Here is a 22,893-nt window from a genome sequence, read left to right as displayed (position 1 = left end):
CACGAACCCACCACAGGAGTCACCATGTCCAGCGACATCATCCGCGTCGGCCTGATCGGCGGCGGGGGCATCGCCACCTTCCACATCAGCGGGTACGCCCAGCACCCGGAGCTGATCCGGGTCGCCGCGGTCGCCGACGCGTTCGCGGCCACGGCCGAGGAGCGCGGCGCCGAGCTCGGCGTCCCCTGCTTCACCGACTACCTCGAGATGCTCGAGCAGGCGGACATCGACGCCGTGGACATCTGCCTGCCGCACCACCTGCACCGCGACGCGATCGTCGCCGCCGCGAAGGCCGGCAAGCACGTGCTGTGCGAGAAGCCGCTCTGCCTGAGCCCCGACGAGGCCGCCGACGTGCAGCGTGCGGTGTCGGAGTCCGGCATCACCCTGATGTGCGCGCACAACCAGCTGTTCATGCCAGCGGTCGCGAAGGCCAAGGAGCTCATCGACGGCGGCGCACTCGGCACGGTGTACGAGGTCCGCACCACCGACTCGTTCCGCAACGAGTTCGACCCGTCGAACATGGGGTGGCGCGCCCACGCTTCGACGAGCGGCGGCGGCGAGCTCATCGACACCGGGTACCACCCGAGCTACCTGCTCATGCACCTGGCCGGCGGCGTCCCGGTGCAGGCCACCGCGATGCTGTCCACGCACCGACTCGCCTTCATGGAGGGCGAGGACTCGGCACAGGCCCTGTTCCGCTTCGACAACGGCGCCGTGGGGCAGCTCGTGACGAGCTGGGCGTACGACCCGGCCGCCGGCACCGAGCGGTTCAGCGTCGTCGGCGAGCACGGCTCCCTGACGAGCGACGGCACCACGCTGCGGTGGGACCTGCGGGACGGCACGAGCGAGTCGGTGACCTTCGACGAGGTCGACACCTTCGCGGCCGAGATCGGCGCGTTCGGGGCGTGCCTGCGTGACGGCACGCGGCCGATCCACTCCGAGCGGGAGGGCATCGCGGTGCTCGGCATGATCCTGGCGGCGTACGAGGGCGCCCGGACGGGCACGATCGCCCCGGTCCTGACGGCGGACGAGACCGTCAGCGCCTGACCCGCGCGGATCGACCCCGGACGACATCCTCGACGTCGCACGACGTCGAGGATGTCGTTCCGCGTCTCGGGGCTCCGCGCGTCAGCTCGTCGCCGGCCCCGCGTCCTCGTCGTCGGCGGCGTGCAGCACCGACTCCGCCTGCCCGAGCAGGTGGCGCGCGGCCAGGTTCAGTGACCGCACCCCGACCACGGCGACGAGCAGGGTCAGCAGCACGAGCAGCACGGTCGTGGGCACCCAGGCCGCCGGCAGGTCGAGCACCCGGAACCACTCGATCGCCGCCGTCGCGACCGCCGCCGCCGGGAACACGAACGACCAGAACCCGAGCGAGAACCCCAGCCGGACGTACCGGGTCAGCAGGGCGAGCTGCACGAGGAGCATGAGGACGCCGAGGCCGGCGATCGCCTGCACGGGCAGGGTGAGGGCGTCGTGGGTGAGCGCGAACAGGGAAACGGTCGCCACCGCGGGCGGGGCCACGAGGATCGCCATGGTGGGGACGAGGGGGTCGGGCAGTGCCGGACGGAAGGACAGCCGGATGAGCAGCAGCCCGGTCATCACGCCCCAGAAGAACACGCCGACGCCGAAGCAGGCCCACGACGACCAGCCGGCCCCGACCTCGTGGGTGGCGACGGCGGCCACGAGGGCGGCGGCGACGGTCGGCAGCAGGTAGCCGCCGTGCACGGCCTCGAGACTGAGGCGCCCCTCGAACCACGTGCTCAGCAACCACGCCGCGAACACGGCGGCGACCGCCACCGCGAGCAGCACGAGGACCTGCCCGCCGAGCCCCCAGAAGCGAGCGAGGTCGACACCGAGGAGCATCGCGGTCGCGGGGACGAGCGCAGCGATCGGCCCCTGAGCGGGGTGGCGGAGCTGGTCGACCAGGCGTTCCTCGACGCGGACGCCCCGCAGGACGTGCGCGCCGAGCAGCCACACCCACGCGACGGCCGCGACCGCCCAGAACACCTGCGGGACGACGGCCGGGAGTCCGAGCACGGGTGCTGCGTAGGACCAGGTCTCCGCGAAGCCGGCGAGGCCGAACGGTGCGGCGAGGGTGTTGAGCGGGATGCGGGAGGTCGGGCGCGCGCTGGGCATAGGGGTCCCATTCTCCCCGGACCGCGTCGCGTCGCGTAACGCCCCGGCCACCGTGACGCCCCCGTGGCACATTGGGCCCATGCCCTTCGAGAACACCGACCACGTCCAGGCCACCACGGCCGGCTCGCTCCCCCGCACGCCGGAGCTCATCGCCGCGAACGCCGCCCGCCCCGTGGGCGCGGACGGCTTCACGCTCGAGACCACCGACGAGGTCCGTCAGCTGACGAGCGCGGCGGTCGACGACGTCGTCGCACGCCAGACCGCCCTCGGCATCACGCAGCCGGGCGACGGCGAGTTCGGCAAGGCGATGTCGAACGGCGTCGACTACGGCGCGTGGTGGGGCTACTCGTTCCAGCGGGTCAGCGGCCTCTCGCTCACCGAGGAGAACGTCTTCACGCAGGAGCCGGTCCGCTCGAGCCCGGGCAACGTGCAGCTCACGAGCTTCCCGGACCGCCGCGACTGGACGATCTTCCGCGACGCCTACACCGACCCGGAGTCGGGCATCGGCACCGGCAAGAACGCCACCGCGTTCCCCACCACGACCGGCCCGATCACCTACACCGGGCACGACGCCGCGCGCACCGACGCCGCCAACCTCACGCACGCGGTCGCGGCCGCCGGTGCCGACAACGGGTTCATCACGGCCCTCTCGCCCGGCTCGGCAGCCCGGGTCGCGAACGACTACTACGCGACCGACGAGGAGCACATCTGGGCCTGGGCCGACGCCCTGCGCGAGGAGTACCGGATCATCCTCGACGCCGGTCTCGTGCTGCAGATCGACGACCCGTCGATCGCCGAGAACTGGGACCAGATCAACCCCGAGCCGAGCCTGGAGGACTACCGCGCCTTCACCCGCATCCGCGTCGAGGCGCTCAACCACGCGCTCAGGGGCCTCGACACCAGCCGCGTCCGCTTCCACCTGTGCTGGGGCTCGTGGCACGGCCCGCACACCACCGACATCGAACTCCGCCACATCGTCGACCTGATGCTCGACATCGACGCCGGCGCCTACTCGTTCGAGGCCGCGAACGCCCGCCACGAGCACGAGTGGACCGTCTGGCAGGACGTCACGCTGCCCGACGGCAAGGTCATCGTGCCGGGTGTCGTCGGCCATGCCACGAACGTCGTCGAGCACCCCGACCTCGTCGCGCAGCGCATCGAGCGGTTCGCCTCGGTCGTCGGGCGCGAGCGCGTCATCGCCGGCACCGACTGCGGGCTCGGCGGCCGCATCCACCCGCAGATCGCCGCGGCCAAGCTCGAGTCCCTCGGCGAGGGTGCGCGCCGGGCGAGCGCGAAGCTCTTCTAGCCGCCCGTTCCTTCCCAGAACGGCTGCAGTACCGAGCGAGATCGGGCGTACTTGCCGAGAAGAACACGGCAGGTACGCCCGGTCACGGCAGGTACGCCCGGTTACCGACGCGCGCGGCCGAGCACGACCGCCGCGCCCGCTGCAGCGACGCCGAGCCACACGAGCGGGCGGGTGACGCGTCGCCGCTTGGCGACCCAACCGCCGTTCGTGGCGTTGTCGGCGTCAGCCGGGGCGTAGAGGTTGCCGTCGGTCGGCGCGGCCTTCCCGCGCAGGGCGAAGGTCTCGACCATCGGCTTCGTGATCTTGTGGAACAGGCCCGGGAACACGTACTGCAGCGGCACGAGCGACGCCTGGATCCGGCCGACGAAGCGGTACCGCTTCGGGTGCGTGGCGGCGGTGACGACGGCACGACCCGCGCGTTCGACCGACACCGTCGGCGGCAGCGGGTGCGAGTTCTTGCCGGTGTAGTTGGCGCCGTTCTGGTAGATCGGGGTGTCGATCGTCGACGGCAGCAGCGCGGTGAAGTGGATACCGGTGCCGGCGAACTCGTCACCGAGGACGTCGATCAGGCCGAGCGCGGCGTGCTTGCTCGTCACGTAGGCCGACTGGTACGGCGCGGATAGCAGCGACTGGATCGAGCCGACGAGCACGTACGTGCCCTTCCCGCGCTGCTTCCAGTGCGGCAGCAGGTGGGTCACGGCGTTGAGGTGCCCGTACAGGTTGGTGTCGACGACGCGTTTGAAGGCCTCGGTGGGGGTCTGTTCGAACAGGCCGTAGACGAACAGGGCGGCGTTGCCGACGAAGACGTCGATGCGGCCGTGCCGGCTCGTCACCGTGCCGATGAGGTCCTTGACCTGGTGCTCGTCGGCGACGTCCGTGGGGATCGCCACCGCGTCGGCGCCGAGAGCCCGGCACTCCGCGGCGGCGGCCTCCAGGGACTCGTGGCCGCGTGCGGCGAGCACGAGCGTCGCGCCCTGCCGGGCGAACTCGTGTGCCGCGGCCCTCCCGATGCCGCTCGATGCTCCGGTGACGACGACGATCTTCCCGCGGTACCGATGTCCCATGCGTCCTTGGTACGCGCCGCTGGTCCGTTCCCGCACAGACGCGCCGTACCCCTGCGCCCGGTGCGAGGATGGAGCATGCGCAAGGACGACCTGACCGTCGACGAAGCCACGGTGATCGCCGAACACGCCCGGTCCGGTGCCCTCGAGCTGGACGACCCCGAGGTCCGCCGGGTCGTCGAGCAGGCGAACCGCGTGCTCGTCCGTGCACAGATGTGGGGCGAGGAGCGGAGCCCGAAGCTCCGTCGCCGCCGCCGTTTCATCGCGATCGGCGCGCTCGTGATGGTGCTCGTCTGGGTGGCCGGACTGTTGGTGCCGCTCGCCCTGCGGTTCGGGGTGTAGCCGGAGCCGACCCCGCGTCGCCGTTCGACTCAGCGGCCGGCGCGGGCGTTCCGGGCGAGGAGCCAGAGGTACGTGCTGTGCCCGACGAGCGCCAGGCCGAAGAAGATCGCGGCAACGGCGTAGACGCGGTCGAGCTTGCCCTGCCCGATCACGAGCATCACGACGCAGAACGCCACGGCGATCGCGAGCACGCCGACCTGCACGGTCGACCAGATCCGTCGGAAGCGCGGCATGCCCGTCTCGTTCACCCGGCCATTCTCCCCCATGCCGAGCGTGTTCCGCGGACGGCCGACGTCGGCCCGCGGTACGACACGGACGTCGCGCGCCGGTACCGTGCTCCGATGCGCGGCGGTCCGAGCCGGACCTAGCGTGCAGGCATGGACACGCACCACCCCACGGCCACCCCCACCAGCACCCCGGCCCGACCTGCACGCCGACGCCGCCGCCCGTTGCGGATCATCGGGTTCTCGCTCGTCGGGCTCGTGGGCCTCGGCGCCCTGACGCTCGGCGGCACGGCCACCTACGACGCGATCGCGACCGCAGCCGAGCGGGACGACATCCGCCCCTACGGCGAACTCGTCCCCGTCACCGGCGGCCGGGTGAACGTCGCCGTCACCGGGTCCGGGGCGTCGACCGTCGTGCTGCTGCCCGGCTTCGGCACGGCGTCCCCCGTCATCGACTTCGCCCCGCTCGTCGACCGGCTGGAGGACACCCACCGGGTGGTCGTGGTCGAGCCGCTCGGGTACGGCCTGAGCGACGGCACGGACCGACCACGGACCAGCGCGAACATCGTCGACGAGGTGCACCAGGCGCTGTCGACGCTCGGCATCGACCGGTACGTGCTCGCCGGGCACTCGGTCGCCGGGATCTACGCGCTCGAGTACACGAACGCGTACCCGGACGAGGTGCAGGCGTTCGTCGGCATCGACAGCAGCGTGCCGACGCAGCCCGGCATCGACGAGGCCGTCGGGTCCGGCCTGTTCCGCTTCGTGAAGGCCACCGGGCTCGCCCGCGTGCTCACCACCGTGTCCGGCGACGCGTACGCCGGGCTGCCCTACACCGATGCGCAGAAGGAGCAGATGACCCTGCTGTCACACCGCACCAGCATGCGCGCGACGTACCTGGACGAGTACGAGCACCTCGGCGCGAACTTCCGGTACGCCCGCAGCCTCGCGTTCCCCGCCGATCTGCCGGTCCGCCTGTTCGTCGTGGGCGACGACCCGGAGGTGCCGGGGTGGGAGCGTCTGCACCGTGAGCAGGCAGCGTCGGTGGTCGACGGCCAGGTTGTCCTGCTCGACGGCGGGCACTACCTGCACCACACGCACGCAGCGGAGATCGCCGAGGGCATCGACGCGGTCGCCGACCTCGGTCAGTGATCCCGGAGCGCCTCGACGAGTTCGGCCTTGCGCTTCGACGAGTACCCGGTCAGGCCGAGCTCCTTCGCCCGCTTCCGGAGGTCGGCGACGGTCCAGTCGTCGTAGGAGCCGGACTCGCCGCCCTTCTTCCCGACTGCCTCCTCGCCGCGGGCCGCTGCGGCGTTGCTGATCCGCGCGGACTTCTCCTTCGAGTTGCCCTCCTTGCGGAGCTCCTCGTACATGTCCGGCTTCTTGAGTTGGTTCGGCATGGTGCGTCACGGTACGCGCGCCGGCCCGGCGTCGTTCCGAGCCGGCGGCGGCTCAGCGCTTCTCGGGGTCGTGGCCCCAGTTCATCAGGGACCACCGCCACGGGGTGTCGTGCACGTCGCCGTCCGGCCGCTGCTCCGAGTGCCGGGCGACGTAGCCGATCACCTTCCGCATGTGGGCGTGGTCGTCGTCGGTCCGGTCCGCCTTGTGCTTCTCGAGGATCCGGATGACGTGCCGCCCGCTCTCGTGCCCGGTCGACTCGCCGCCCCCAGGGGGCTTCTGCCCGACGTGCTTCGACTCGTCGGAGTCGAGCCACGCCCGGAGCTCCGACGGGGTCATGTTCACCGCGTCGGCGAAGTCGCGCTCGGTCTGCTGGTCGTCGTCGTCGCTCATGCCCCGAGGCAACGCCCCGGCCCTGGACGAGTGCGCAGGACGGACGGCGCTCCGGCTTCCCCCAGCGCCGACGGGTTCGGTGGTCACGAGCCAGCAGGAAGGAACCCCATGCCCACCGACCAGTACGAACACGGCGACCCGCGCACCCGCTACCCCGATGTCCAGCCGGAGCCGCAGACCCAGGACGAGCCGGGCCTCCAGTCCGCCATGGACCCGGTCCCCGACCTGGGCGAGACGAGCTACCGGGGCACCGGTCGGCTCGCCGGCCGCAAGGCGCTGATCACCGGCGGTGACTCCGGCATCGGCGGCGCCGTCGCGATCGCGTTCGCCCGCGAGGGCGCCGACGTCGCGATCGCCTATCTGCCGGAGGAACAGTCCGACGCCGACCACGTGCTCGAGCAGATCCGTGCCGCCGGACGCACCGCCGTGGCGATCCCCGGCGACCTGCGCGACAAGGCGTACGCGCAGGAGCTCGTCGACCAGGCGGTCGCCGGACTCGGCGGGCTCGACGCCCTCGTGAGCGTCGCCGGCAAGCAGCGGTGGCAGCCCGACGTGCTCGACATCACGGACGACCAGTTCGAGGCGACCTTCGACGTGAACGTCTTCGGGCTGTTCCGCCTCGTGAAGGCGGCACTGCCGCACCTGCAGCCCGGTGCGACGATCACCACCACGGCCTCGATGGAGGCCTACAAGCCGGCGCCCGACCGGCTCGACTACGCGGCGTCGAAGGGCGCGATCAACAACCTGTCGAAGGGGCTGTCGCAGCTGCTCGTCGAACGCGGCATCCGCGTGAACGTCGTCGCTCCCGGGCCGACGTGGACGGTCCTGCAGCCGAGCGGCGGCGTCGACCCGTCGACGTTGCCGGAGTTCGGCAGCAGCGAGTCGCCGATGGGTCGCGCCGGGCAGCCGGCCGAACTCGCCCCGGCCTACGTGTTCCTGGCGTCGGACGAGTCGAGCTACGTGGTCGGCGAGACGCTCAACGTGAACGGCGGCATGGTCACGCCCTGACCGGCACCGCTCGCCGACGACACGGCAGCGGGTGGGAATGGATCGGACCCGCCCGCTGTCGGACTCTGCACCGATCACGAAGACCACGAAGGAGCACACCATGAGCCTCGAACCCCACAAGGGCGCAGCGATCGTCGACGAGCGCACCTGCACGCCGAAGCCCGTCCTGACCAAGCTGCACGACGCCCGCACTCCGGCGTTCGGCCGGTGGCTCGGGCAGATCAACCGCCAGGACTGAGGCGCCGTCCGGCGCACCGCGTCGCCCTGCTAGCGTGCAGACGTGTCCCGGGGCCGGCTCTACTTCGCACTGCAGGCCCTCGGTGGCGCTGTCTGGTGGATCACCGTCGCGACCGTCCCGGGCATCCAGACGCTCACCCTCGGCTCGCTCGACCCGGTCGCCGTCGCGGCCGTCGACGTCCCGTTGTTCGTGGTCGCGTCGGCGATCGCGGCGTCGTCGGCCAGTGCCCTCGGCCGGGCCGCAGCGATCGTCGCCACCGGCTGGACGGCGGTCGTCCTCGCGGCTCTCGCCGTCTGGGCCACCGTCACCGGTGAGGCCGGCTGGGGAGTCCTGGTCATGGCCGCGGCCACCGTCGGCTCCGGGCTGGCCCTCGCGCTCGTCCTGCTCGGCCGGGTGCCGACCGAGTGGTTGACGTCCGGTCCGCTGCGGTTCCGCACCGCCGACCCGGGTGCCGCGACGTCACGGCACGTGGTCGCGACGGCGCTGCAGATCGTCGTCTTCTGGGGACTCTTCCTCGGCGTGTTCCCCGTGGTCATCGCCGCCGCCGAGCACCGCTGGCGGCTGCACCCGGCACTGCCCGGACCGGTCGTGACCGCGCTGCTGGTGGCCGGGCTCGTCGTCCTCGCGCTCGCCAGCGCCCTCGGCATCGCGTCGGCGGCGGCGATGTCGACGAAGGGGGCGGGGACGCCGCTGCCCTCCGCCAGCGCGAACCGGTTGGTCGTCGCCGGCCCGTACCGCTCGGTCCGCAACCCGATGGCACTCGCCGGCATCACGCAGGGCGTCGCCGTCGGGCTGCTGCTCGGGTCGTGGATGGTCGTCGTCTACGCGCTCGCCGGCTCGATCGTGTGGAACTGCGTCGTCCGACCGCTCGAGGAGGCCGACCTCGAGGTCCGCTTCGGCGACGACTTCCGCCGCTACGCCGCGCGGGTCCGGTGCTGGGTGCCGCGGTGGCCGATCGCCGCGAGCGTGGGCGGCGTGCCCGTCGCCGTCAGCTCGTCGAGCCGCTGATGTCCACGAGCCACGTGACCCGGAACCGGTCGGTGAGCGTCCCGAACGTGTCGCCGCACGGCGCCTTCGTCAGCGGTTCGATGATCGTCGCCCCGTCGGCGAGCCCGTTCCAGTAGCGGGTCAGCGCCTCGTCGTCGTCGCCGCTGAGCGACAGCGAGATGGTGCTCTCCGACGGCGTCTCCATGCCGGTCGGCGCGTCCGACGCCATCAGCAGCAGGCCGTTCTCGCCCTCGAGCGGAAGCCGAGGTACGGGTTGAGACGCACGGACACGGAGGACTCCTCACGACGGGCGGGCGTCGTCGCCCGCTGCGCGCCCATCGTCGCAGACGGCGGGTGTGCACGGAAGGACGCGGGGCACTGGGACGCTCGCGGAAGGCGGACGGGAGGCCCGTGGCGGGGCCGCCCCGCGCCTCCAGGCCGTCAGGTGGTCGCGGTGCGGTCTGTGGCCGCGTCCGCACCGGCCAGGTCGCGGATGCGCTTCGCCGGCACGCCGGCGTAGACACCGTGCGCCAGCAGGCGCCCGGTGACGACCGCGCCGGCCGCGACGACCACGTCGTGCTCGATGTGCGCGCCGGGCAGGACCGTCGCACGGCCGCCGATCCACACGCGGTCCTCGATGACGACCGGCCGACCGGTCGCGGTGTCGCTCCACCGGCCGTCGGCGTCGATCGCGTGGTGGCTCGTCATGATGAGGACCTGCATGCCGATCGCGGCGTTCGCACCGATGGTGACGGGTGCGATGGCCTCGATGGTCGTGCCGCGGTTGAAGTAGACGCCGCGCGCGACCGACAGGTTGCGCGGGTCGCCGGTCAGTGAGAACCCGGGACCGGGAGCCGACTCGGCACGGGCGCCTGCGGCGTTCAGCAGCAGCCGTCGCACCACCCGCGGCAGGAACGGCGAGCCGAGCAGGGCGGTGAGGAGGACGTGCTCCCGGGCGTGCGCGGCGTCCTCGCGCAGGCGTCGGACGAACGTGGAGGGGACGGGGACGGCTGGCGCGGTCATGCGGCCTCCTGGGTTCGACGGTTCGTGCGATGTCGCACAGCCGAAACGTAGGCGCTGCCGGGCGACCCGACAACGGACACCGAGGCGGTTGCGTGATCCTTGCGGTAACGCCCCGGCCCGCTACTCCCGCGCCGCCAGCGCCGTCTGCCGCGGCAGCTCCCCGAACTCCTGCCGGTAGCTGCCGGCGAACCGGCCCAGGTGCGCGAACCCCGTCGCCCGGGCGATCTCGGCGACGCTGCGGCCGTCGCCGGCCTCGAGCTGCTCCCGGGCGAGCAGGAGGCGGATCCGGCGCAGGTACATCGTCGGCGTGATGCCGTGGTGCCGCTGGAACGCAGCCTGGACACCGCGGACGCTCAGGCCCGCGGCCTCGGCGACGTCGTTGACCGTGATCTGCTCGGTCGCGTGGTCGAGCAGGAACGTCTCGGCGCGGGCGAACCGGGCGGTCGAGGCCATCACCGGTTCGTGCTGCCCCACCGGCCAGTGCGGGATCGCGGTCAGCAGCCCACCGGCGGCGAACCGGGCGAGCTCGCGCTCACGTTCCACCGGCACGTCGGCCGGGCCCTGCAGCACCTCCTGCGCGACCGACCGGACCATCAGCCACCACGCGGCCAACGGCGCACCCTCGGGTACGTGTCGCGGACGGAACTCCAACGGACCCGGTGCCCAGTCGCCACGCTCGGCGGCGACCTGCTCGACGATCGTCCGGTCGATGCGCAGCACGTCGTGCTGGACGTCCACCCACCGGAAGCGCTGGGGGTCCTGCCGGTAGAGCACCGGGCGGCCGACCTTGACGGGGTTGTCGTCGACGACCGCGGAGCCGGACTTCACCCAGACGATCATCATCGCCCGACCGGGCTCGACCGCGCCGCTCAGGATGCCCGTGCACCGCGTCGACTCGAGCGACAACAGGGCGGTCCCCCGCACGCGTTCCTCGAAGACGAACCCCTCGCCGGTGCCCTCGACGGTGAGGCCGTGGGTCACGTGGGTCACCGAGAGTGCCTCGGCGGCGACCGACGGCTCGTCGGTCCGGACCTGCCGCTGCGTGCGGTGCATCATCTCGGGCACAGGACGATCCTCGCGACATGTCGGCATCCGCGCAACGCACGACGCGCCGGGTTCCTCGGAAGACAGCCAGCATCCGCGCGTTTGACTGATGGGCCATGAAGTACATCCAGTACGACCGCTCGACGATCCTGACCAGCGACGACGTCGCCGATGCCGTGATCGAGTACGCCGCGGCGCTCGCCGGCGGCAACCGGGCCGACGCCATCGCGATCCCGGCCGTGGCGGAGGACGGCACCATGACCACGACGAAGATGCTCATCGGTCCGTCGAGCGAGATCGTCGTCGCCGATGCGGACGAGGACGAGCTCGAGGTCGAGAACGGCGAGTTCGTCGCCCGTCTGCGTGCGGCAGCGAACACGTTCGAGCACCCGGAGACGATCCACGCGGACACCCGCTCCGACCTGACGGGCGAGACGCCGGTCGCCTGACCGCAGCGCGGTCGTCGCCGGACGGACCCCGCGGAGTCGACGCACTTCATCGGTGCTCCCTCGTGACGAGGGGCACCCGCCGCCCTGACGGTTCCCCGATCCTGCTGGACAGGAGAACGTGGTCACCGCGCGCGTCACGGACAGCGCCTCCGGCGACGGCCCCGAGGGGTCTGTCCACTCCGCGCTGTCGCTCGGGATCCCGCTGGTAGCAACGAGGTGCGTGCCGCCACCCGTGCGGCGCGGGAAGGAAGCGACTCTTGACCGAGATCACGGCCCACCACGGGCTCTTCAAGGACACGAACCTGCACGTCGACGACACCGGCGGTTCCGGCCGCACCGTCGTCCTGATCCACGGCTGGCCGCTGTCCGGCGAGTCCTGGAGCAAGCAGGTCCCGGCGTTCGTCGACGCCGGCTACCGCGTCGTCACGTACGACCGTCGCGGCTTCGGTCGCAGCGACAAGCCGAAGACCGGCTACGACTACGACCACCTCACCGAGGACCTGCACACGATCCTCACCGAGCTCGACCTGCAGGACGTCACCCTCGTCGGCTTCTCGATGGGCGGCGGCGAGGTCGCCCGCTACTTCTCGAAGTACGGCACCGAGCGGCTGCACAGCGTCGTCTTCGCCTCGGCCGTGCCGCCGTACCTGCTGCAGACCTCGGACAACCCGGACGGCCCGCTGCCGAAGGAGCAGGCGGCCGAGATGACCGCGGGCCTGACCAAGGACGAGGACGCGTTCTACGACCAGTTCACGACCGACTTCTTCTCGGTGGACGGCACCCTGGTCGTCTCCGAGGAGGACCGGCAGCAGGCGCTCACGCTCGCGAAGCAGGCGTCGAAGACCGCCGCGCTCGAGGCGATGGCGTCCTTCGCGAACACCGACTTCCGTGACGACCTGCCGAAGGTCACCGTGCCGACGCTCGTCATCCACGGTGACGGCGACGCGACCGTGCCGTACGAGGGCTCGGGGGCCCGCACGCACGCCGCGGTCGCCGGCTCCGAGCTGCACGTCGTCGCCGGCGGCCCGCACGGCGTCAACGTCAGCCACCCGGACGAGTGGAACCGCGTCGTGCTGGCGTTCCTCGCGAAGTAGCGGCGAGACGGGGCGGACGGGAGGCCCGTGGCGGGTCCGCCACGGGCCTGCCGTCCGCCCCGTGCGCACGTCCCGGGCCCCGCTCAGGCCGCGGGAGCCACCAGACCGGCGCGCCGGCGCAGGTCGAGCGCGGCCGCGACGAGCTCGCGGGTGCGCGGGTGCGCGCCCGCGTCGAACAGCCGCTCCGCGGGGCCGACGTCGACGACGCGACCGCCGTCGAAGACCGCGATGCGGTCGGCGACCCGGCGCACGACGGCGAGGTCGTGTGAGATGAACACGCAGGTCGTGCCGGTGGTGCGCTGCAGGTCGAGCACCAGGTCGAGGATCCGTGCCTGCACCGAGACGTCGAGGGCGGACGTGGGTTCGTCGCACACCACGAGCGGCACCGGTCCGGCGAACGCCCGGGCGATGGCCACGCGCTGCTTCTGCCCGCCGGACAGCTGGGCGGGCCGGCGGTCCAGGACGTCGGCGGGCAGGCCGACACGCGCCGCGAGCTGTTCGGCGGTGCCGTCCCCGTGCAGCAGCCGGATCGCCCGTCCGAGCACCTGTCGGACCGTGCGCCGCGGGTTGAGCGAGGCGTCCGCGTTCTGGAACACGACCTGCACGGGCGGGGTGCCGGTCGGCATCTGGTCGCCGGCGTCCAGCGTGATCGTGCCGTCGTGTCGGACCAGTCCGGCGAGGGCTCGGCCGAAGGTCGTCTTGCCGGAGCCGGACTCCCCCACGACGCCCAACACCTCACCGCGGCGCAGCTCGAGGTCGATGCCGTCGAGGGCGACGGCGCCGTCGTACTCCTTGCGGAGGCCCCTGATCGTCGCGAGCACGTCGTGCCGCGCGGTCTCGGCCGACGGGCCAGCCTCGCCCGTCGTTCCCGCCTCGCCCGTCGTTCCCGCCTTGCCCGTCGTGATGTCGGGCAGGGCGTCGACGAGCTGCTTGGTGTACGGCTCCGTGGGGTGGAGCAGCACCTGGGTCGCGGTGCCCTCCTCGACGAGCACCCCGTGGCGGAGCACCCCGACCCGGCCGCAGTGCGCCGCGACCAGGGGCAGGTTGTGGCTGATGAGCAGGGTCGCGAAGCCGATCTCGGTCCGGAGCTCGTCGATGAGCGCCATGATTCCCGCCTCGACCGTGCTGTCCAGGCCGGTGGTGGGTTCGTCGAGCACGAGCAGGCGCGGGCGCGCCACCAGTGCCATGGCGATCGCGACGCGCTGCTGCTGACCGCCGGACAGCTCGTGCGGGTACCGCACGCCGATCGTCGTCGGCGAGGGCAGCCCGACCCGCGTGAACGCCTCGATCGTCGCGGTGTCCGCCGCCGCGCGGCCGGAGCCCGTGGCGCGCAGGACCTCGGCGACCTGGCGTCCGACCGTCATCGTCGGGTTGAGGGCGAGACCGGGTTCCTGGTGGACGACCGCCACGACGTCGCGCCGGAACCGCCGGAGGCGCTCTCCGCGCAGGGACGCGACGTCGACGCCGTCGACGACCAGCGCCGACGACCCGACGGCGGCGTCCGGGCCGAGCGACGCGGTCAGCGTGCCGGCCACGGTGCTCTTGCCGGAACCGGACTCGCCCACGAGCCCGTACGAGCCACCGGGCTCGATCACGAACGCGACGTCGTCGACCACCCGGGTGCCGCGGTACGACACGGTGAGCCCCTCGACGCGGACCAGTGCGTCGGTCGTACCGGTGGCCCGGGGCTGCTCGCTCACTCGGAGACCTCCTTGAGGTTGTCGGCGATCAGGTTCGCGGACACGACGATCGACGCCACGGCGACACCCGGGAACACGACGGTCCACCACGCGGCCTGCAGGTAGGCGCGGTTCGCGTTGATGTCGAGCCCCCAGTCGGCGGCCGGTGGCTGCGAACCGAGCCCGAGGAACGACAGCGACGCGGTGATGAAGATCGCGGCACCGAGGCTCAGGACCGCCTGGATCACGAAGACCCCGATCACGTTCGGCAGCAATTCGCTGACCATCGCCCGGACGGCGCTCTCGCCCTGCAGCCGTGCGGCCTGGACGTAGGACTTGCCCATCTCGACGAGCACCGCGGCCCGGACGATCCGCGCGATGCCCGGGGCGAAGAGCACGCCGACGATGAGGACGAGCGCGGGCGTCGACACCCCGAACGCACCGACGAGCACGACCAGGAAGATCAGGCTGGGCAACGCGAGCAGCACGTCGAAGAACCGCATCAGGGCGGTGTCGACCCAGCCGCGGTGGTAGCCGGCGAGCAGACCGAGGGTGCCGCCGACGACGGTCGCCAGCGCCGCGCCGAACGGGCCGATGACGAGCGCCGGCCGGGCTCCGGCGGCGACGCGGGCGAAGACGTCGCGGCCGAGCGAGTCGGTGCCGAACCAGTGCGCGGCGCTCGGTGCCTGCAGGAGCTCGCCGGTGCGGGCGAAGGGCTGCAGGCCGAGCAGGTGCCAGCCCACGGCCAGGACGACCCACCAGAGCAGGATCGCCACGGAGACCAGGAATGTGGGACGCCGGAGGAGTCCGCGCCATCCGCGGCGCGTGACCCGCGCCGTGCCCGTGCTGGTCGACGCCGACGGACGTCCGGCGAGGGCGTCGGTCTCGACGGCACCGGGGACGACGGCGGTCATGCGGTGGCCGCCCGTTCGAAGCGGATCCGGGGATCGACCACCACGAACAGCAGGTCGGTGAGCAGGAGCGCGCCGAGCGAGAGCGCCCCGGCGAGCATCACCCCGCTCTCGAGCAGCAGGGCGTCCTTGCGCTCGGCGGCCGACACGAGCAGCGCGCCGAGGCCCGGGTAGGAGAACAGGGTCTCGACGATGACGCTGCCGCCGAGCAGGGTGCCGAGGTAGATGCCGAGCACCGAGAACGTCGGGATGAGCGCGTTGCGGACGACGTGGCGGCGGACGACCTGGCCGGTGGTCAGCCCCTTCAGCACGGCGGTGCGGTGGAACTGCGACCGGATCGTCTCGATCGTCCCCGCACGCACCATCCGGGTCAGGACGGCGAGGTACGCCAGGGCGAGCACCACGGCGGGCAGCGTGAGCACCCGGAGCCGCTCGCCGAACCCGGCGTCGAGCGCACCGGACGCCTGCACGGGCACCACCCGCAACCAGACCGCGAAGACGAGCAGCAGCACGATCCCGACGACGAACTCCGGCACCGCCGAGATCGTCAGCAGCCCGACCGTGACGGCCCGGTCGGAGCGGCGACCCTGCCGGTACGCCTGCACGGCGCCGAGGGTGATCGCGACCGGCACCATGATGACGAACGCGTACGCGCCGAGCAGCAGGGAGTTGCCGAGACGGCCGAGCACCAGGTCGCGGACCGGCTCAGAGTAGACGAAGCTCGTGCCCCAGTCCCCCGTGACGAACCCGCCGATCCAGTGCAGGTACCGGCTGACGAGGGACCCGTCGAGCCCGTGGTCGACGTTCCACGCGCGCACCTGCGCCGCCGTCGCGTACTGCCCGAGGGCGTTCCGGCCCGGGTCACCCGGCACGACCTGGACGAGCCAGAACGTCAGGACGGAGACCACGACCAGGACGAGCGGGATCTGGACGACCCGTTGCCCGACCAGGGTCAGCAGACGACGGCGGCGCGCGGTGCTCATGACGCGGTGACCCCGATGCCCCGGAAGTCGAACCCGCCCGGGAAGTCCTGCCCCGACCGGAAGGTGCCCGTGACGCGCTTCTGCAGCAGGATGCTGCTCGACGCGAACGCGGGGACGATCACGGGCAGGTCGGTCCACTCGATCTCGGCGATCTGGTTCGCCAGGTCCTGCCGCTCCGAGTCGTCGGTCGTCGACTCGTACCGGTCGGTCAGCTGCTCGAGCTCCGGGCTCGAGTACTTCGACGCGTTCCAGACGGCGCCGTCGCGGTAGATCAGGTCGACGTACTGCGCGGGCAGGCGCTGCGCCCAGTTCGTGATCGTCACCGGGGCGTTCAGCCACGGGGTGTCGTCGCCGTCGGCGTAGTACTGCGCGCTCGTCAACACCTTGAGGGTGACGTCGAACCCGCCGACCGCCTCGAGCTGCTGCTGCACCACCTGGGCGAGGGCCTTCTCGGCGTCGAGCGTCGTGATCTCGAAGGACACGGTCGTGCCGCCGAGCAGGTCCGCGACCTTCGCCTTGTCCTGCTCGCGCTGTTCGAGCCCCTTCGGCTGGATCGCCGAACTCGGGAAGAACGTGGTGTCGTTGCCGACCTCGGCTGCGCCGCCGTAGACCGTCTTGACGATCTCCTCACGGTCGAGCGCGAGGGCGAAGGCCTCACGGACCTTCGGGTCGTCGAAGGGCGCCTTGGTGACGTCGAGGAAGATGCCGTCGAACTTGTTGAAGTACGGCTCGGTCTCGGTGTAGTCCGAGGCCTGCAGGGTCGACGTCGCGGTCGGGCTGGCGGCGATCTGGTCGATCTCCCCGCTCTGGAACGCGAGCAGCTGGGCCTGGTCGTCGGCGTAGAACTTCACGTCGACCTGCTGCAGGTCCACGTCCTTCGCGTCCCAGTAGTCCGGGTTCTTCGTGAACGTGGCGCCCTGGCCGGCCGCGTACTTCGTCAGCACGAACTGTCCGGCGCCGACGGGCTGCTTGGCCCAGTTCGTCGACGCGTCGAAGCCCGCCGGCTGGATGGTCGTGTTCGAGCCCGTGAGCAGGGAGGGGAAGTCGGCGTACGGCTTGGCGAGCGTGAAGTCGACGGTCGAGGCACCGTCCGCGGCGACCGACTGCAGGATGCCGTCGAAGCTCGACTTGCCGGGCGACTGGCTGTCCTTGCCGATGATCGAGTCGAACGTCGCGACGACGTCCTTGCTCGTGAGCGCTGCGCCGTCGGAGAACTGCAGGTCGTCGCGGAGCTGCACCGTCCAGGTGCGTCCGTCGGACGACGCCTTCCACGAGTCGGCCAGACGGCCCTCGAGCTTGCCCTTCGCGTCCTGACTGAGCAGGCCCTCGGACGCCAACCCCACGATGAACATCGCGTTGTAGTCCGAGGTGGTGAGGGGGTTGATCGTGCTGTCGGGCTCCTGGAGTCCGAGCGTGTAGGTGCCGGTGTCCGAGGACGATCCGGGCGAGGCGTCGCCGCCGGACGAGCACGCGGCGAGCGTGAGGGCGAGGGCGGACGCGGTGGCCGCGAGGGCGAGGCGCTTGAGGCGACGCCGCCGCGACGTGAGGTCGACGGTCACGGATGACTCCTAGGGGGTTCGGGTTGCAGGGGTGCGGTGCTGGGAGGGGTGGGGCGGTCAGCGGTGCGCGCGGTCCGGCACCCGGGGGTGGTCGAAGCGCTCGCGCAGGGTGCGGTCGTCGTACGCCGTGGCGGTCCGGCCGCGGCGCTGCAGTTCTGGCACGACGTGGTCGACGAACCGGTCGATCCCGCCGGGCAGGTACGGGAACTGCACGATGAAGCCGTCGGCGCCACCGTCGTCGGCGAGCTCCTCGAACCGGTCGGCGATCTCCGGTCCGGTGCCCGTCAGCAGGCTGCGGCGGTACGACCACGCGTAGACGTCGCGGGGCGTCGCGGGGCCGTCGGCGAGCAGCCGATCGACCGCGGGCTTCGGCGAGCGGGTCTCGTTCGAGGTGTCGAACTCCTCGGCGTAGTCGAACGGCACGTCGACGTCGCGGCCGGACAGGTCCTGCCCGATCTGGTGCGACACGTCCTCGAGGATGAGGGCGTCCGGCGTCAGGGCGAGGATCGCGTCCGCCTCGGCTCGGGCGTCGGCGGCGGTCTCCCCCACGACCGGCATCACCGACGGCATGATCTTCACCGCGTCGGCGGAGCGGCCGTGCCGGACGGCGCGGGCGCGCAGGTCGTCGACGAAGCGTCGGACGTCCGCGGTGGAACCGCCACGGGTGAACACCGCGTCGGCCGTGTTCGCGGCGAGCTCCAGCCCGGACTCGGACCCGCCGGCCTGGAACAGCAGCGGGTGACCCTGCGGCGGCCGGGCGATGTTGAGCGGCCCGCGCACCCGGAAGAACTCGCCCTCGTGGTCGAGACGGTGCAGGCCGTCGCGGTGCGCGAAGACCCCGGACGCCGGGTCGGCCACGATCGCGTCGTCGTCCCAGCTGTCCAGCAGTCCGTTCACGACGTCGACGAACTCGCGACCGCGCTCGTACCGCCGGGAGTGGTCGATGTGGGTGTCACCACCGAAGTTGCGGGCCTCTTCGTCGTACCGGCTCGTGACGAGGTTCCACGCGGCCCGCCCACCGCTGAGGTGGTCGAGCGAGGCGAGGGTCCTGGCCACGTGGTACGGCTCGTTGTACGTCGTCGACACGGTCGCGGCGAGGCCGATCCGCGACGTCACCTGGGACAGCGCGGCGAGCAGCGTGAACGGTTCGGGCCGCAGTGCCCCGTAGTGGTCGACGCCCGACGGGTACCGGTCCCAGAAGTACAGGCCGTCGGCGAGGAAGAGCGTGTCGAACACCCCGCGCTCGGCGGTCTGCGCGATGTGCCGGTGGTGCCGGATGCTCAGGTGCTCGGCGGGGCGCGAGGACGGGTGCCGCCACCCGGTGACGTGCGCGCCACCCGGGTGGAAGGCGAAGGCGCCCAGCAGGATGCGGTCGCTCATGCTGACGCCTCCTGGTCGACCGCCGCGGGCGCGGGCGCCGAATCGTCGTACCGACTCGCCGGTCGCGCCAGTCCGAGGTGCTCCCGCAGGGTGTCGCCGCGGTACGTGCGGTCGTACACGCCACGGCGTTCGAGCTCCGGCACGACCTGGTCGACGAACCGGTCGACGCTCACCGGGATCGACGAGAACGCGAGCATGTAGCCGTCGGCGGCGTCCTGCTCGTAGCGCTCGGTCAGCCAGTCGGCGATCTGTTCGGGCGTGCCCGGCAGGAACCGACGGCGCAGGATCGTCCGGTAGACCTCGCGGAGCGTGGTGGCCTCGGCGGCGATGCGGCGGATCGACTCGTAGACGGACTTCGACTGGTTGATCGCCGTCTCGTCGAAGACGTGCTCGAACGGTGCGTCGAGCGGCCGGTCGGACAGGTCGGTCTGCAGGTAGTGCGACAGCAGGTCGAGCGAGACGCGGTCCGGTGTCAGCTCCTCGATCTCGTCGAGCTGCCGCAGCGCGTCGGCCTCGGTGTCGCCGATCACCGGCGACACCGCCGGCAGGATCAGCATCGACGACGCATCACGTCCGTGCTCGACGGCGCGGCGCTTGTAGTCGGCGTACAGGGCCTGCGCGTCGGCGAGGTCGTCCTGCCAGAGGGTGAAGACGCCCTCGGCCTTCGCACCGGCCAGCGCACGGCCGGCCTCGGACGCCCCGGCTTGGAACAGCACCGGGTGGGCCTGTGGCGGCCGGGCGATGTTGAGCGGCCCGCGCACCCGGAAGAACTCGCCCTCGTGGTCGAGCACGTGCAGTCCGTCGCGCTTCGCGAAGTAGCCGGACTCCTGGTCGTACAGGAACGCGTCGTCGTCCCAGCTGTCCCAGAGGCCCTGCACGACGTCGACGAACTCGGCACCCCGGCGGTAGCGGACGGCGTGGTCGAGGTTCGCGTCGCGACCGAAGTTCCAGGCTTCTTCGTCCGAGGCGCTCGTGACGAGGTTCCAGGCGGCGCGGCCCTCGCTCAGGTGGTCGATCGAGGCCAGCTTCCGGGCCACGTGGTACGGCTCGTTGTACGTGGTCGAGACCGTCGCCGCGAGCCCGATGTGCTCGGTCCGCTGCGACAGGGCACCGAGCAGGGTGAAGGGCTCGGTGCGGATGTTCACGGCGTGGTCGATGCCCGACGCGAAGCGGTCCCAGACGTACAGCTCGTCGGCGATGAACAGCGTCGCGAACCCACCGCGCTCGAGGGTCTGCGCGAACCGGGCGTAGTACTCGACGTCCAGGTAGGCATCCGGTTCGCTGCCCGGCAGGCGCCAGCTCGTGACGTGCTCGCCGCCGGGGTAGAACACCATGCCGCCGAGCACCAGGCCGTTGTCGCGGGTCATGCCGTCACCGCCTCGTGGGCCAGGACGGCGCCCAGCTGCGGGGCAACCTGTTCGGCGAACAGGGCGAGGGCGTCCGAGCGCGCGCCGACGTCGGCGTAGCCGTCGTCGACCTGCACGTTGAGCTGCGTCGCGTACCGGGCGTACGGCTTCGACGCGATCGACTCCGCGATGTCGTCAGCCGTGCCGTAGTGCAGGTTGAGCGACGCGGCCTTCTCGGCCAGGGTGGTCGCCGGTGGCAGGAACGACTCGCCCCACGCGTACTTCGCCTCGATGCCCGCACGCGCCTCACGCAACGCGGTCTCGCGGTCCGGGGCCGGGTAGATCGCCGTCGAGAGTGCGACCCGGGGAACCGCACCGTCCGGCAGTGCGGCGTAGTAGGCGTCCGCGGTGACCTCGGCCGGCACGGTCTGCGTGGTGCCGATCAGCACCCCGTGCCCCCGACGAGCGGCGATGGCGGCGCTCTCGGCGCTGAGCGTGGCGTCCCAGATCCGGTCGAGCAGCCCGCTGCCGTCCGGGTTGAGGCGTGCGGTCCCCGTGCCGAGTGACGCACCGCGCAGTGCGTCGAGCAGCCGTGCGAGCTGCTCGTCGAACGCGGCACGACGGACGTCGTGGTCGGCCCCGACCAGACCGGGCGCGAAGACGTCGAGGGTCTCCGGGCCGCCGCCGTTCGCGACGCCGAGTTCCACCCGTCCGTCGCTGATCGCGTCGAGGACCGCCGCGTCCTCGGCGACACGGACCGGGTCCTCGTGCGGCAGCGTGACCGCGCCGAGCCCGAGCCGCAGGGTGGAGGTCCGTTCGGCGAGGGCGGCGAAGAAGACGAACGGGGACGGCAGCCCGCCGCGAGCCGGTGCGTCGTCGTGCCGGAAGTGGAACTGGCGGACCCAGGCCCCGTCGTACCCGAGGCGTTCCGCCGCGGTGAACAGCTCGAGCTCCTCGCGGTACGCCCGGGTCGCCGGCGGCGCCTCGGTACCGTGCGAGAACACCGCGATCCGCAGCGGCACCGTGGCCGCGCGGGCGGTGCGTTCGACGTGCGTCATGCAACACTCCCTCGTCAGTGCAGCGATGCAAACACGAGCGAGCGACGCGCACGAGCGGCGACGTAACGCAGCGCAGTGATTCGTCACGGAACGTAGGAGAGCGCGCGCAGCTCGGGACAGGAGCATGATCGCCGCTCTTGTGCCCGGAGCAGGACCGACGTAGCTTTGCGGCAGCTGCCCCGGACCCTGGTCGCCGGAACTCCTGTGTTCCTCGAGACGATCAGGGATACCCATCGTGCCGCAGCAATCCGTCGACGAGACGTCATCCGCGAACACCACCGAGCAGACCACCGTGACCGCGGTCGCACCGGTCCGCCTGGAAGCCTCGGCGTCCTCGCCCGAACAGGCCCTCGAGCAGTTGCCGGGCCTCGTCACGGGCACCGCCTGGCAGACCCGTCCGACCACCGGGGCGTACTCGTTCCGGTACCTCGCCGTCGGTGACGGCAACGTGACGCTCCGCCGGTCGCAGATGCGCGGCTACGTCCGCGGCACCGTGGCTCCCGACGACGCGTTCGTCGTCGTCCTGGTGCTCGGCGGGGTCGTCACGCTCGACCTGCTCCGCGGGGCCGGGCCGGTCGACAACGGCGTGCCGGCACTGATGCCGACCGAACGACACGCCGTGGTCGAGGCGCGCAACCACGACGCCGTTGTGGTGCACCTCGACCGTTCCTTCGTCCGGACCGTCGCCGAGGAGCGCCACGGCCTGCCGTCCGGCGGTCTGCACCTCGACGAACGCGCGGTCCCCTCCGCCGACGCCGTCGCCCACTGGCGGCAGGTCCTCGAGTCCGCTCGTCGGGCCCTCGCGGAACACGGTGTCGCCTCCAGTGCCTGGTCGGACGCCACCCGGGCCGTCGCCGTGGCGTTCCTCACGCTGTACCCGCCCAAGGCCGCCGGGCTGTCGAGCGCCCTGTGGGCTCCGCGGAACGCCCGGATCCGGCGAGCCGTCGACCACGTGCACGAGCACGCGGCGGAACCGATCGCCGTGTCGGACCTCGCCGCCGTGTCGGGCTTGAGCGTCCGCGCCGTGCAGGAGTCGTTCCAGCGGCTGTTCGGGATGCCGCCCTCGGCCTACGTCCGCTCCGTGCGTCTCCAGCGCGTCCGAGGTGATCTGCTGCGACTCGACTCCACGTCCACCTCGGTGAGCGAGGTCGCCCGCCGCTGGGGGTTCGCCCACCTCGGCCGGTTCTCGGCGGAGTACACGAGCCGCTACGGGGAGTACCCGAAGGCCACGCTGCACCGGTGACGGTCGGATCGCCGCACCACCGGCCGTCGCG

General features: G+C 72.0%; 25 protein-coding genes. 10 read left to right on the top strand and 15 right to left on the bottom strand.

From position 1 onward, the window contains the following. Positions 1 to 24 precede the first annotated feature (24 nt). Positions 25 to 1,047, top strand: coding sequence for a Gfo/Idh/MocA family protein (locus KZI27_RS09775; RefSeq protein WP_222660921.1), 1,023 nt, complete (start codon positions 25 to 27; stop codon positions 1,045 to 1,047). Positions 1,048 to 1,128: 81 nt separating this feature from the next. Here KZI27_RS09775 and KZI27_RS09770 read toward each other — a convergent pair whose 3' ends face one another. After that, entirely contained in the window at positions 1,129 to 2,136 is a 1,008-nt protein-coding gene (locus KZI27_RS09770) for a transporter (RefSeq protein WP_222660920.1), read from the bottom strand. Positions 2,137 to 2,215: 79 nt separating this feature from the next. Here KZI27_RS09770 and KZI27_RS09765 point away from each other — a divergent pair, with 79 nt between their 5' ends. Then, positions 2,216 to 3,442 carry a cobalamin-independent methionine synthase II family protein gene (locus KZI27_RS09765; protein WP_222660919.1) on the top strand — a complete coding sequence of 409 codons (1,227 nt, stop codon included), beginning with the start codon at positions 2,216 to 2,218 and terminating at the stop codon, positions 3,440 to 3,442. A 101-nt stretch (positions 3,443 to 3,543) separates the two neighbouring features. Here the strand turns inward: KZI27_RS09765 and KZI27_RS09760 are convergent, their stop codons facing one another. Beyond that, on the bottom strand, positions 3,544 to 4,506 hold the full coding sequence (locus tag KZI27_RS09760; RefSeq protein WP_222660918.1) for an SDR family NAD(P)-dependent oxidoreductase: 963 nt from the start codon (positions 4,504 to 4,506) through the stop codon (positions 3,544 to 3,546). Positions 4,507 to 4,581: 75 nt separating this feature from the next. Between KZI27_RS09760 and KZI27_RS09755 the strand changes: the two genes are divergently transcribed. Then, the gene (locus tag KZI27_RS09755) at positions 4,582 to 4,845 is read left to right on the top strand and encodes a hypothetical protein (protein WP_123312828.1); all 264 of its coding nucleotides are present in this window, start codon (positions 4,582 to 4,584) and stop codon (positions 4,843 to 4,845) included. Positions 4,846 to 4,874: 29 nt separating this feature from the next. Here the strand turns inward: KZI27_RS09755 and KZI27_RS09750 are convergent, their stop codons facing one another. Then, positions 4,875 to 5,078 carry a hypothetical protein gene (locus KZI27_RS09750; RefSeq protein WP_123312829.1) on the bottom strand — a complete coding sequence of 68 codons (204 nt, stop codon included), beginning with the start codon at positions 5,076 to 5,078 and terminating at the stop codon, positions 4,875 to 4,877. A 144-nt stretch (positions 5,079 to 5,222) separates the two neighbouring features. On the opposite strand from KZI27_RS09750, the gene KZI27_RS09745 reads away from it, so the two are divergent. Then, a complete protein-coding gene (locus KZI27_RS09745; protein WP_222660917.1) occupies positions 5,223 to 6,221 on the top strand; it encodes an alpha/beta fold hydrolase in 999 nt (332 codons plus the stop codon). Here KZI27_RS09745 and KZI27_RS09740 read toward each other — a convergent pair. Together KZI27_RS09740 and KZI27_RS09735 are read right to left on the bottom strand one after the other, a co-directional pair. Next, positions 6,215 to 6,469: a Rho termination factor N-terminal domain-containing protein gene (locus tag KZI27_RS09740; protein ID WP_205462286.1), complete on the bottom strand. Its 255-nt coding sequence runs from the start codon at positions 6,467 to 6,469 to the stop codon at positions 6,215 to 6,217. The genes KZI27_RS09745 and KZI27_RS09740 overlap by 7 nt on opposite strands. A 52-nt stretch (positions 6,470 to 6,521) precedes the next feature. Next, positions 6,522 to 6,860: a DUF3140 domain-containing protein gene (locus KZI27_RS09735; RefSeq protein ID WP_222660916.1), complete on the bottom strand. Its 339-nt coding sequence runs from the start codon at positions 6,858 to 6,860 to the stop codon at positions 6,522 to 6,524. A 108-nt stretch (positions 6,861 to 6,968) separates the two neighbouring features. On the opposite strand from KZI27_RS09735, the gene KZI27_RS09730 reads away from it, so the two are divergent. From KZI27_RS09730 to KZI27_RS09720, 3 genes are all read left to right on the top strand, one after another. Further along, positions 6,969 to 7,868 carry an SDR family oxidoreductase gene (locus KZI27_RS09730; RefSeq protein ID WP_222660915.1) on the top strand — a complete coding sequence of 300 codons (900 nt, stop codon included), beginning with the start codon at positions 6,969 to 6,971 and terminating at the stop codon, positions 7,866 to 7,868. A gap of 100 nt (positions 7,869 to 7,968) precedes the next feature. Continuing rightward, positions 7,969 to 8,106 carry a hypothetical protein gene (locus tag KZI27_RS09725; protein ID WP_222660914.1) on the top strand — a complete coding sequence of 46 codons (138 nt, stop codon included), beginning with the start codon at positions 7,969 to 7,971 and terminating at the stop codon, positions 8,104 to 8,106. 42 nt (positions 8,107 to 8,148) lie between these two features. Further along, complete coding sequence (locus tag KZI27_RS09720; RefSeq protein ID WP_222660913.1) at positions 8,149 to 9,114, top strand: methyltransferase family protein; 966 nt, start codon at positions 8,149 to 8,151, stop codon at positions 9,112 to 9,114. On the opposite strand, the gene KZI27_RS09715 is transcribed toward KZI27_RS09720, so the two are convergent. From KZI27_RS09715 to KZI27_RS09705, 3 genes are all read right to left on the bottom strand, one after another. Beyond that, a complete protein-coding gene (locus KZI27_RS09715; RefSeq protein WP_222660912.1) occupies positions 9,095 to 9,322 on the bottom strand; it encodes a VOC family protein in 228 nt (75 codons plus the stop codon). The genes KZI27_RS09720 and KZI27_RS09715 overlap by 20 nt on opposite strands. Before the next feature lie 212 nt (positions 9,323 to 9,534). After that, complete coding sequence (locus KZI27_RS09710) at positions 9,535 to 10,116, bottom strand: DapH/DapD/GlmU-related protein (protein ID WP_222660911.1); 582 nt, start codon at positions 10,114 to 10,116, stop codon at positions 9,535 to 9,537. A 120-nt stretch (positions 10,117 to 10,236) separates the two neighbouring features. Continuing rightward, positions 10,237 to 11,172: an AraC family transcriptional regulator gene (locus tag KZI27_RS09705; protein WP_261784228.1), complete on the bottom strand. Its 936-nt coding sequence runs from the start codon at positions 11,170 to 11,172 to the stop codon at positions 10,237 to 10,239. A 104-nt stretch (positions 11,173 to 11,276) separates the two neighbouring features. Between KZI27_RS09705 and KZI27_RS09700 the strand changes: the two genes are divergently transcribed. Next, on the top strand, positions 11,277 to 11,609 hold the full coding sequence (locus KZI27_RS09700; RefSeq protein WP_222660907.1) for a hypothetical protein: 333 nt from the start codon (positions 11,277 to 11,279) through the stop codon (positions 11,607 to 11,609). A gap of 257 nt (positions 11,610 to 11,866) precedes the next feature. Continuing rightward, complete coding sequence (locus KZI27_RS09695) at positions 11,867 to 12,703, top strand: alpha/beta fold hydrolase (RefSeq protein WP_222660905.1); 837 nt, start codon at positions 11,867 to 11,869, stop codon at positions 12,701 to 12,703. A gap of 83 nt (positions 12,704 to 12,786) precedes the next feature. Here the strand turns inward: KZI27_RS09695 and KZI27_RS09690 are convergent, their stop codons facing one another. Genes KZI27_RS09690 through KZI27_RS09660 form a run of 7 tightly spaced genes read right to left on the bottom strand, consistent with a single transcriptional unit; the run spans position 12,787 to position 21,619 of the window. Further along, a complete protein-coding gene (locus KZI27_RS09690) occupies positions 12,787 to 14,403 on the bottom strand; it encodes an ATP-binding cassette domain-containing protein (RefSeq protein WP_222660903.1) in 1,617 nt (538 codons plus the stop codon). Continuing rightward, entirely contained in the window at positions 14,400 to 15,296 is an 897-nt protein-coding gene (locus tag KZI27_RS09685) for an ABC transporter permease (RefSeq protein WP_222660901.1), read from the bottom strand. Before KZI27_RS09685 ends, KZI27_RS09690 begins: the two co-directional genes overlap by 4 nt. Next, positions 15,293 to 16,276, bottom strand: a complete 984-nt coding sequence (locus KZI27_RS09680; RefSeq protein WP_111085670.1) for an ABC transporter permease — start codon at positions 16,274 to 16,276, stop codon at positions 15,293 to 15,295. Before KZI27_RS09680 ends, KZI27_RS09685 begins: the two co-directional genes overlap by 4 nt. Further along, on the bottom strand, positions 16,273 to 17,835 hold the full coding sequence (locus KZI27_RS09675; protein ID WP_222660899.1) for an ABC transporter substrate-binding protein: 1,563 nt from the start codon (positions 17,833 to 17,835) through the stop codon (positions 16,273 to 16,275). Before KZI27_RS09675 ends, KZI27_RS09680 begins: the two co-directional genes overlap by 4 nt. 57 nt (positions 17,836 to 17,892) lie before the next feature. Beyond that, the gene (locus KZI27_RS09670; RefSeq protein WP_222660897.1) at positions 17,893 to 19,215 is read right to left on the bottom strand and encodes an NtaA/DmoA family FMN-dependent monooxygenase; all 1,323 of its coding nucleotides are present in this window, start codon (positions 19,213 to 19,215) and stop codon (positions 17,893 to 17,895) included. Next, a complete protein-coding gene (locus KZI27_RS09665; protein WP_222660895.1) occupies positions 19,212 to 20,582 on the bottom strand; it encodes an LLM class flavin-dependent oxidoreductase in 1,371 nt (456 codons plus the stop codon). The genes KZI27_RS09670 and KZI27_RS09665 overlap by 4 nt, the downstream gene beginning before the upstream one ends. Continuing rightward, positions 20,579 to 21,619, bottom strand: coding sequence for an LLM class flavin-dependent oxidoreductase (locus KZI27_RS09660; RefSeq protein ID WP_222660893.1), 1,041 nt, complete (start codon positions 21,617 to 21,619; stop codon positions 20,579 to 20,581). Before KZI27_RS09660 ends, KZI27_RS09665 begins: the two co-directional genes overlap by 4 nt. A 235-nt stretch (positions 21,620 to 21,854) precedes the next feature. On the opposite strand from KZI27_RS09660, the gene KZI27_RS09655 reads away from it, so the two are divergent. Beyond that, on the top strand, positions 21,855 to 22,862 hold the full coding sequence (locus KZI27_RS09655; protein WP_222660891.1) for a helix-turn-helix transcriptional regulator: 1,008 nt from the start codon (positions 21,855 to 21,857) through the stop codon (positions 22,860 to 22,862). Positions 22,863 to 22,893 lie beyond the last annotated feature (31 nt).

The sequence above is a fragment of the Curtobacterium sp. TC1 genome, from assembly GCF_019844075.1.
Classification (GTDB): domain Bacteria; phylum Actinomycetota; class Actinomycetes; order Actinomycetales; family Microbacteriaceae; genus Curtobacterium.
Note: the sequence above shows the minus strand (reverse complement) of the source record. Positions and strands in the feature narration are given on the sequence as shown.

What these genes read in the sequence shown, in the direction of transcription:
- KZI27_RS09775 (WP_222660921.1), top strand. Translation starts at nt 25, where the DNA reads ATGTCCAGCGACATCATCCGCGTCGGCCTGATCGGCGGCGGGGGCATC.
- KZI27_RS09770 (WP_222660920.1), bottom strand. Translation starts at nt 2,136, where the DNA reads ATGCCCAGCGCGCGCCCGACCTCCCGCATCCCGCTCAACACCCTCGCC.
- KZI27_RS09765 (WP_222660919.1), top strand. Translation starts at nt 2,216, where the DNA reads ATGCCCTTCGAGAACACCGACCACGTCCAGGCCACCACGGCCGGCTCG.
- KZI27_RS09760 (WP_222660918.1), bottom strand. Translation starts at nt 4,506, where the DNA reads ATGGGACATCGGTACCGCGGGAAGATCGTCGTCGTCACCGGAGCATCG.
- KZI27_RS09755 (WP_123312828.1), top strand. Translation starts at nt 4,582, where the DNA reads ATGCGCAAGGACGACCTGACCGTCGACGAAGCCACGGTGATCGCCGAA.
- KZI27_RS09750 (WP_123312829.1), bottom strand. Translation starts at nt 5,078, where the DNA reads ATGCCGCGCTTCCGACGGATCTGGTCGACCGTGCAGGTCGGCGTGCTC.
- KZI27_RS09745 (WP_222660917.1), top strand. Translation starts at nt 5,223, where the DNA reads ATGGACACGCACCACCCCACGGCCACCCCCACCAGCACCCCGGCCCGA.
- KZI27_RS09740 (WP_205462286.1), bottom strand. Translation starts at nt 6,469, where the DNA reads ATGCCGAACCAACTCAAGAAGCCGGACATGTACGAGGAGCTCCGCAAG.
- KZI27_RS09735 (WP_222660916.1), bottom strand. Translation starts at nt 6,860, where the DNA reads ATGAGCGACGACGACGACCAGCAGACCGAGCGCGACTTCGCCGACGCG.
- KZI27_RS09730 (WP_222660915.1), top strand. Translation starts at nt 6,969, where the DNA reads ATGCCCACCGACCAGTACGAACACGGCGACCCGCGCACCCGCTACCCC.
- KZI27_RS09725 (WP_222660914.1), top strand. Translation starts at nt 7,969, where the DNA reads ATGAGCCTCGAACCCCACAAGGGCGCAGCGATCGTCGACGAGCGCACC.
- KZI27_RS09715 (WP_222660912.1), bottom strand. Translation starts at nt 9,322, where the DNA reads ATGGCGTCGGACGCGCCGACCGGCATGGAGACGCCGTCGGAGAGCACC.
- KZI27_RS09710 (WP_222660911.1), bottom strand. Translation starts at nt 10,116, where the DNA reads ATGACCGCGCCAGCCGTCCCCGTCCCCTCCACGTTCGTCCGACGCCTG.
- KZI27_RS09705 (WP_261784228.1), bottom strand. Translation starts at nt 11,172, where the DNA reads ATGATGCACCGCACGCAGCGGCAGGTCCGGACCGACGAGCCGTCGGTC.
- KZI27_RS09700 (WP_222660907.1), top strand. Translation starts at nt 11,277, where the DNA reads ATGAAGTACATCCAGTACGACCGCTCGACGATCCTGACCAGCGACGAC.
- KZI27_RS09685 (WP_222660901.1), bottom strand. Translation starts at nt 15,296, where the DNA reads ATGACCGCCGTCGTCCCCGGTGCCGTCGAGACCGACGCCCTCGCCGGA.
- KZI27_RS09680 (WP_111085670.1), bottom strand. Translation starts at nt 16,276, where the DNA reads ATGAGCACCGCGCGCCGCCGTCGTCTGCTGACCCTGGTCGGGCAACGG.
- KZI27_RS09670 (WP_222660897.1), bottom strand. Translation starts at nt 19,215, where the DNA reads ATGAGCGACCGCATCCTGCTGGGCGCCTTCGCCTTCCACCCGGGTGGC.
- KZI27_RS09665 (WP_222660895.1), bottom strand. Translation starts at nt 20,582, where the DNA reads ATGACCCGCGACAACGGCCTGGTGCTCGGCGGCATGGTGTTCTACCCC.
- KZI27_RS09660 (WP_222660893.1), bottom strand. Translation starts at nt 21,619, where the DNA reads ATGACGCACGTCGAACGCACCGCCCGCGCGGCCACGGTGCCGCTGCGG.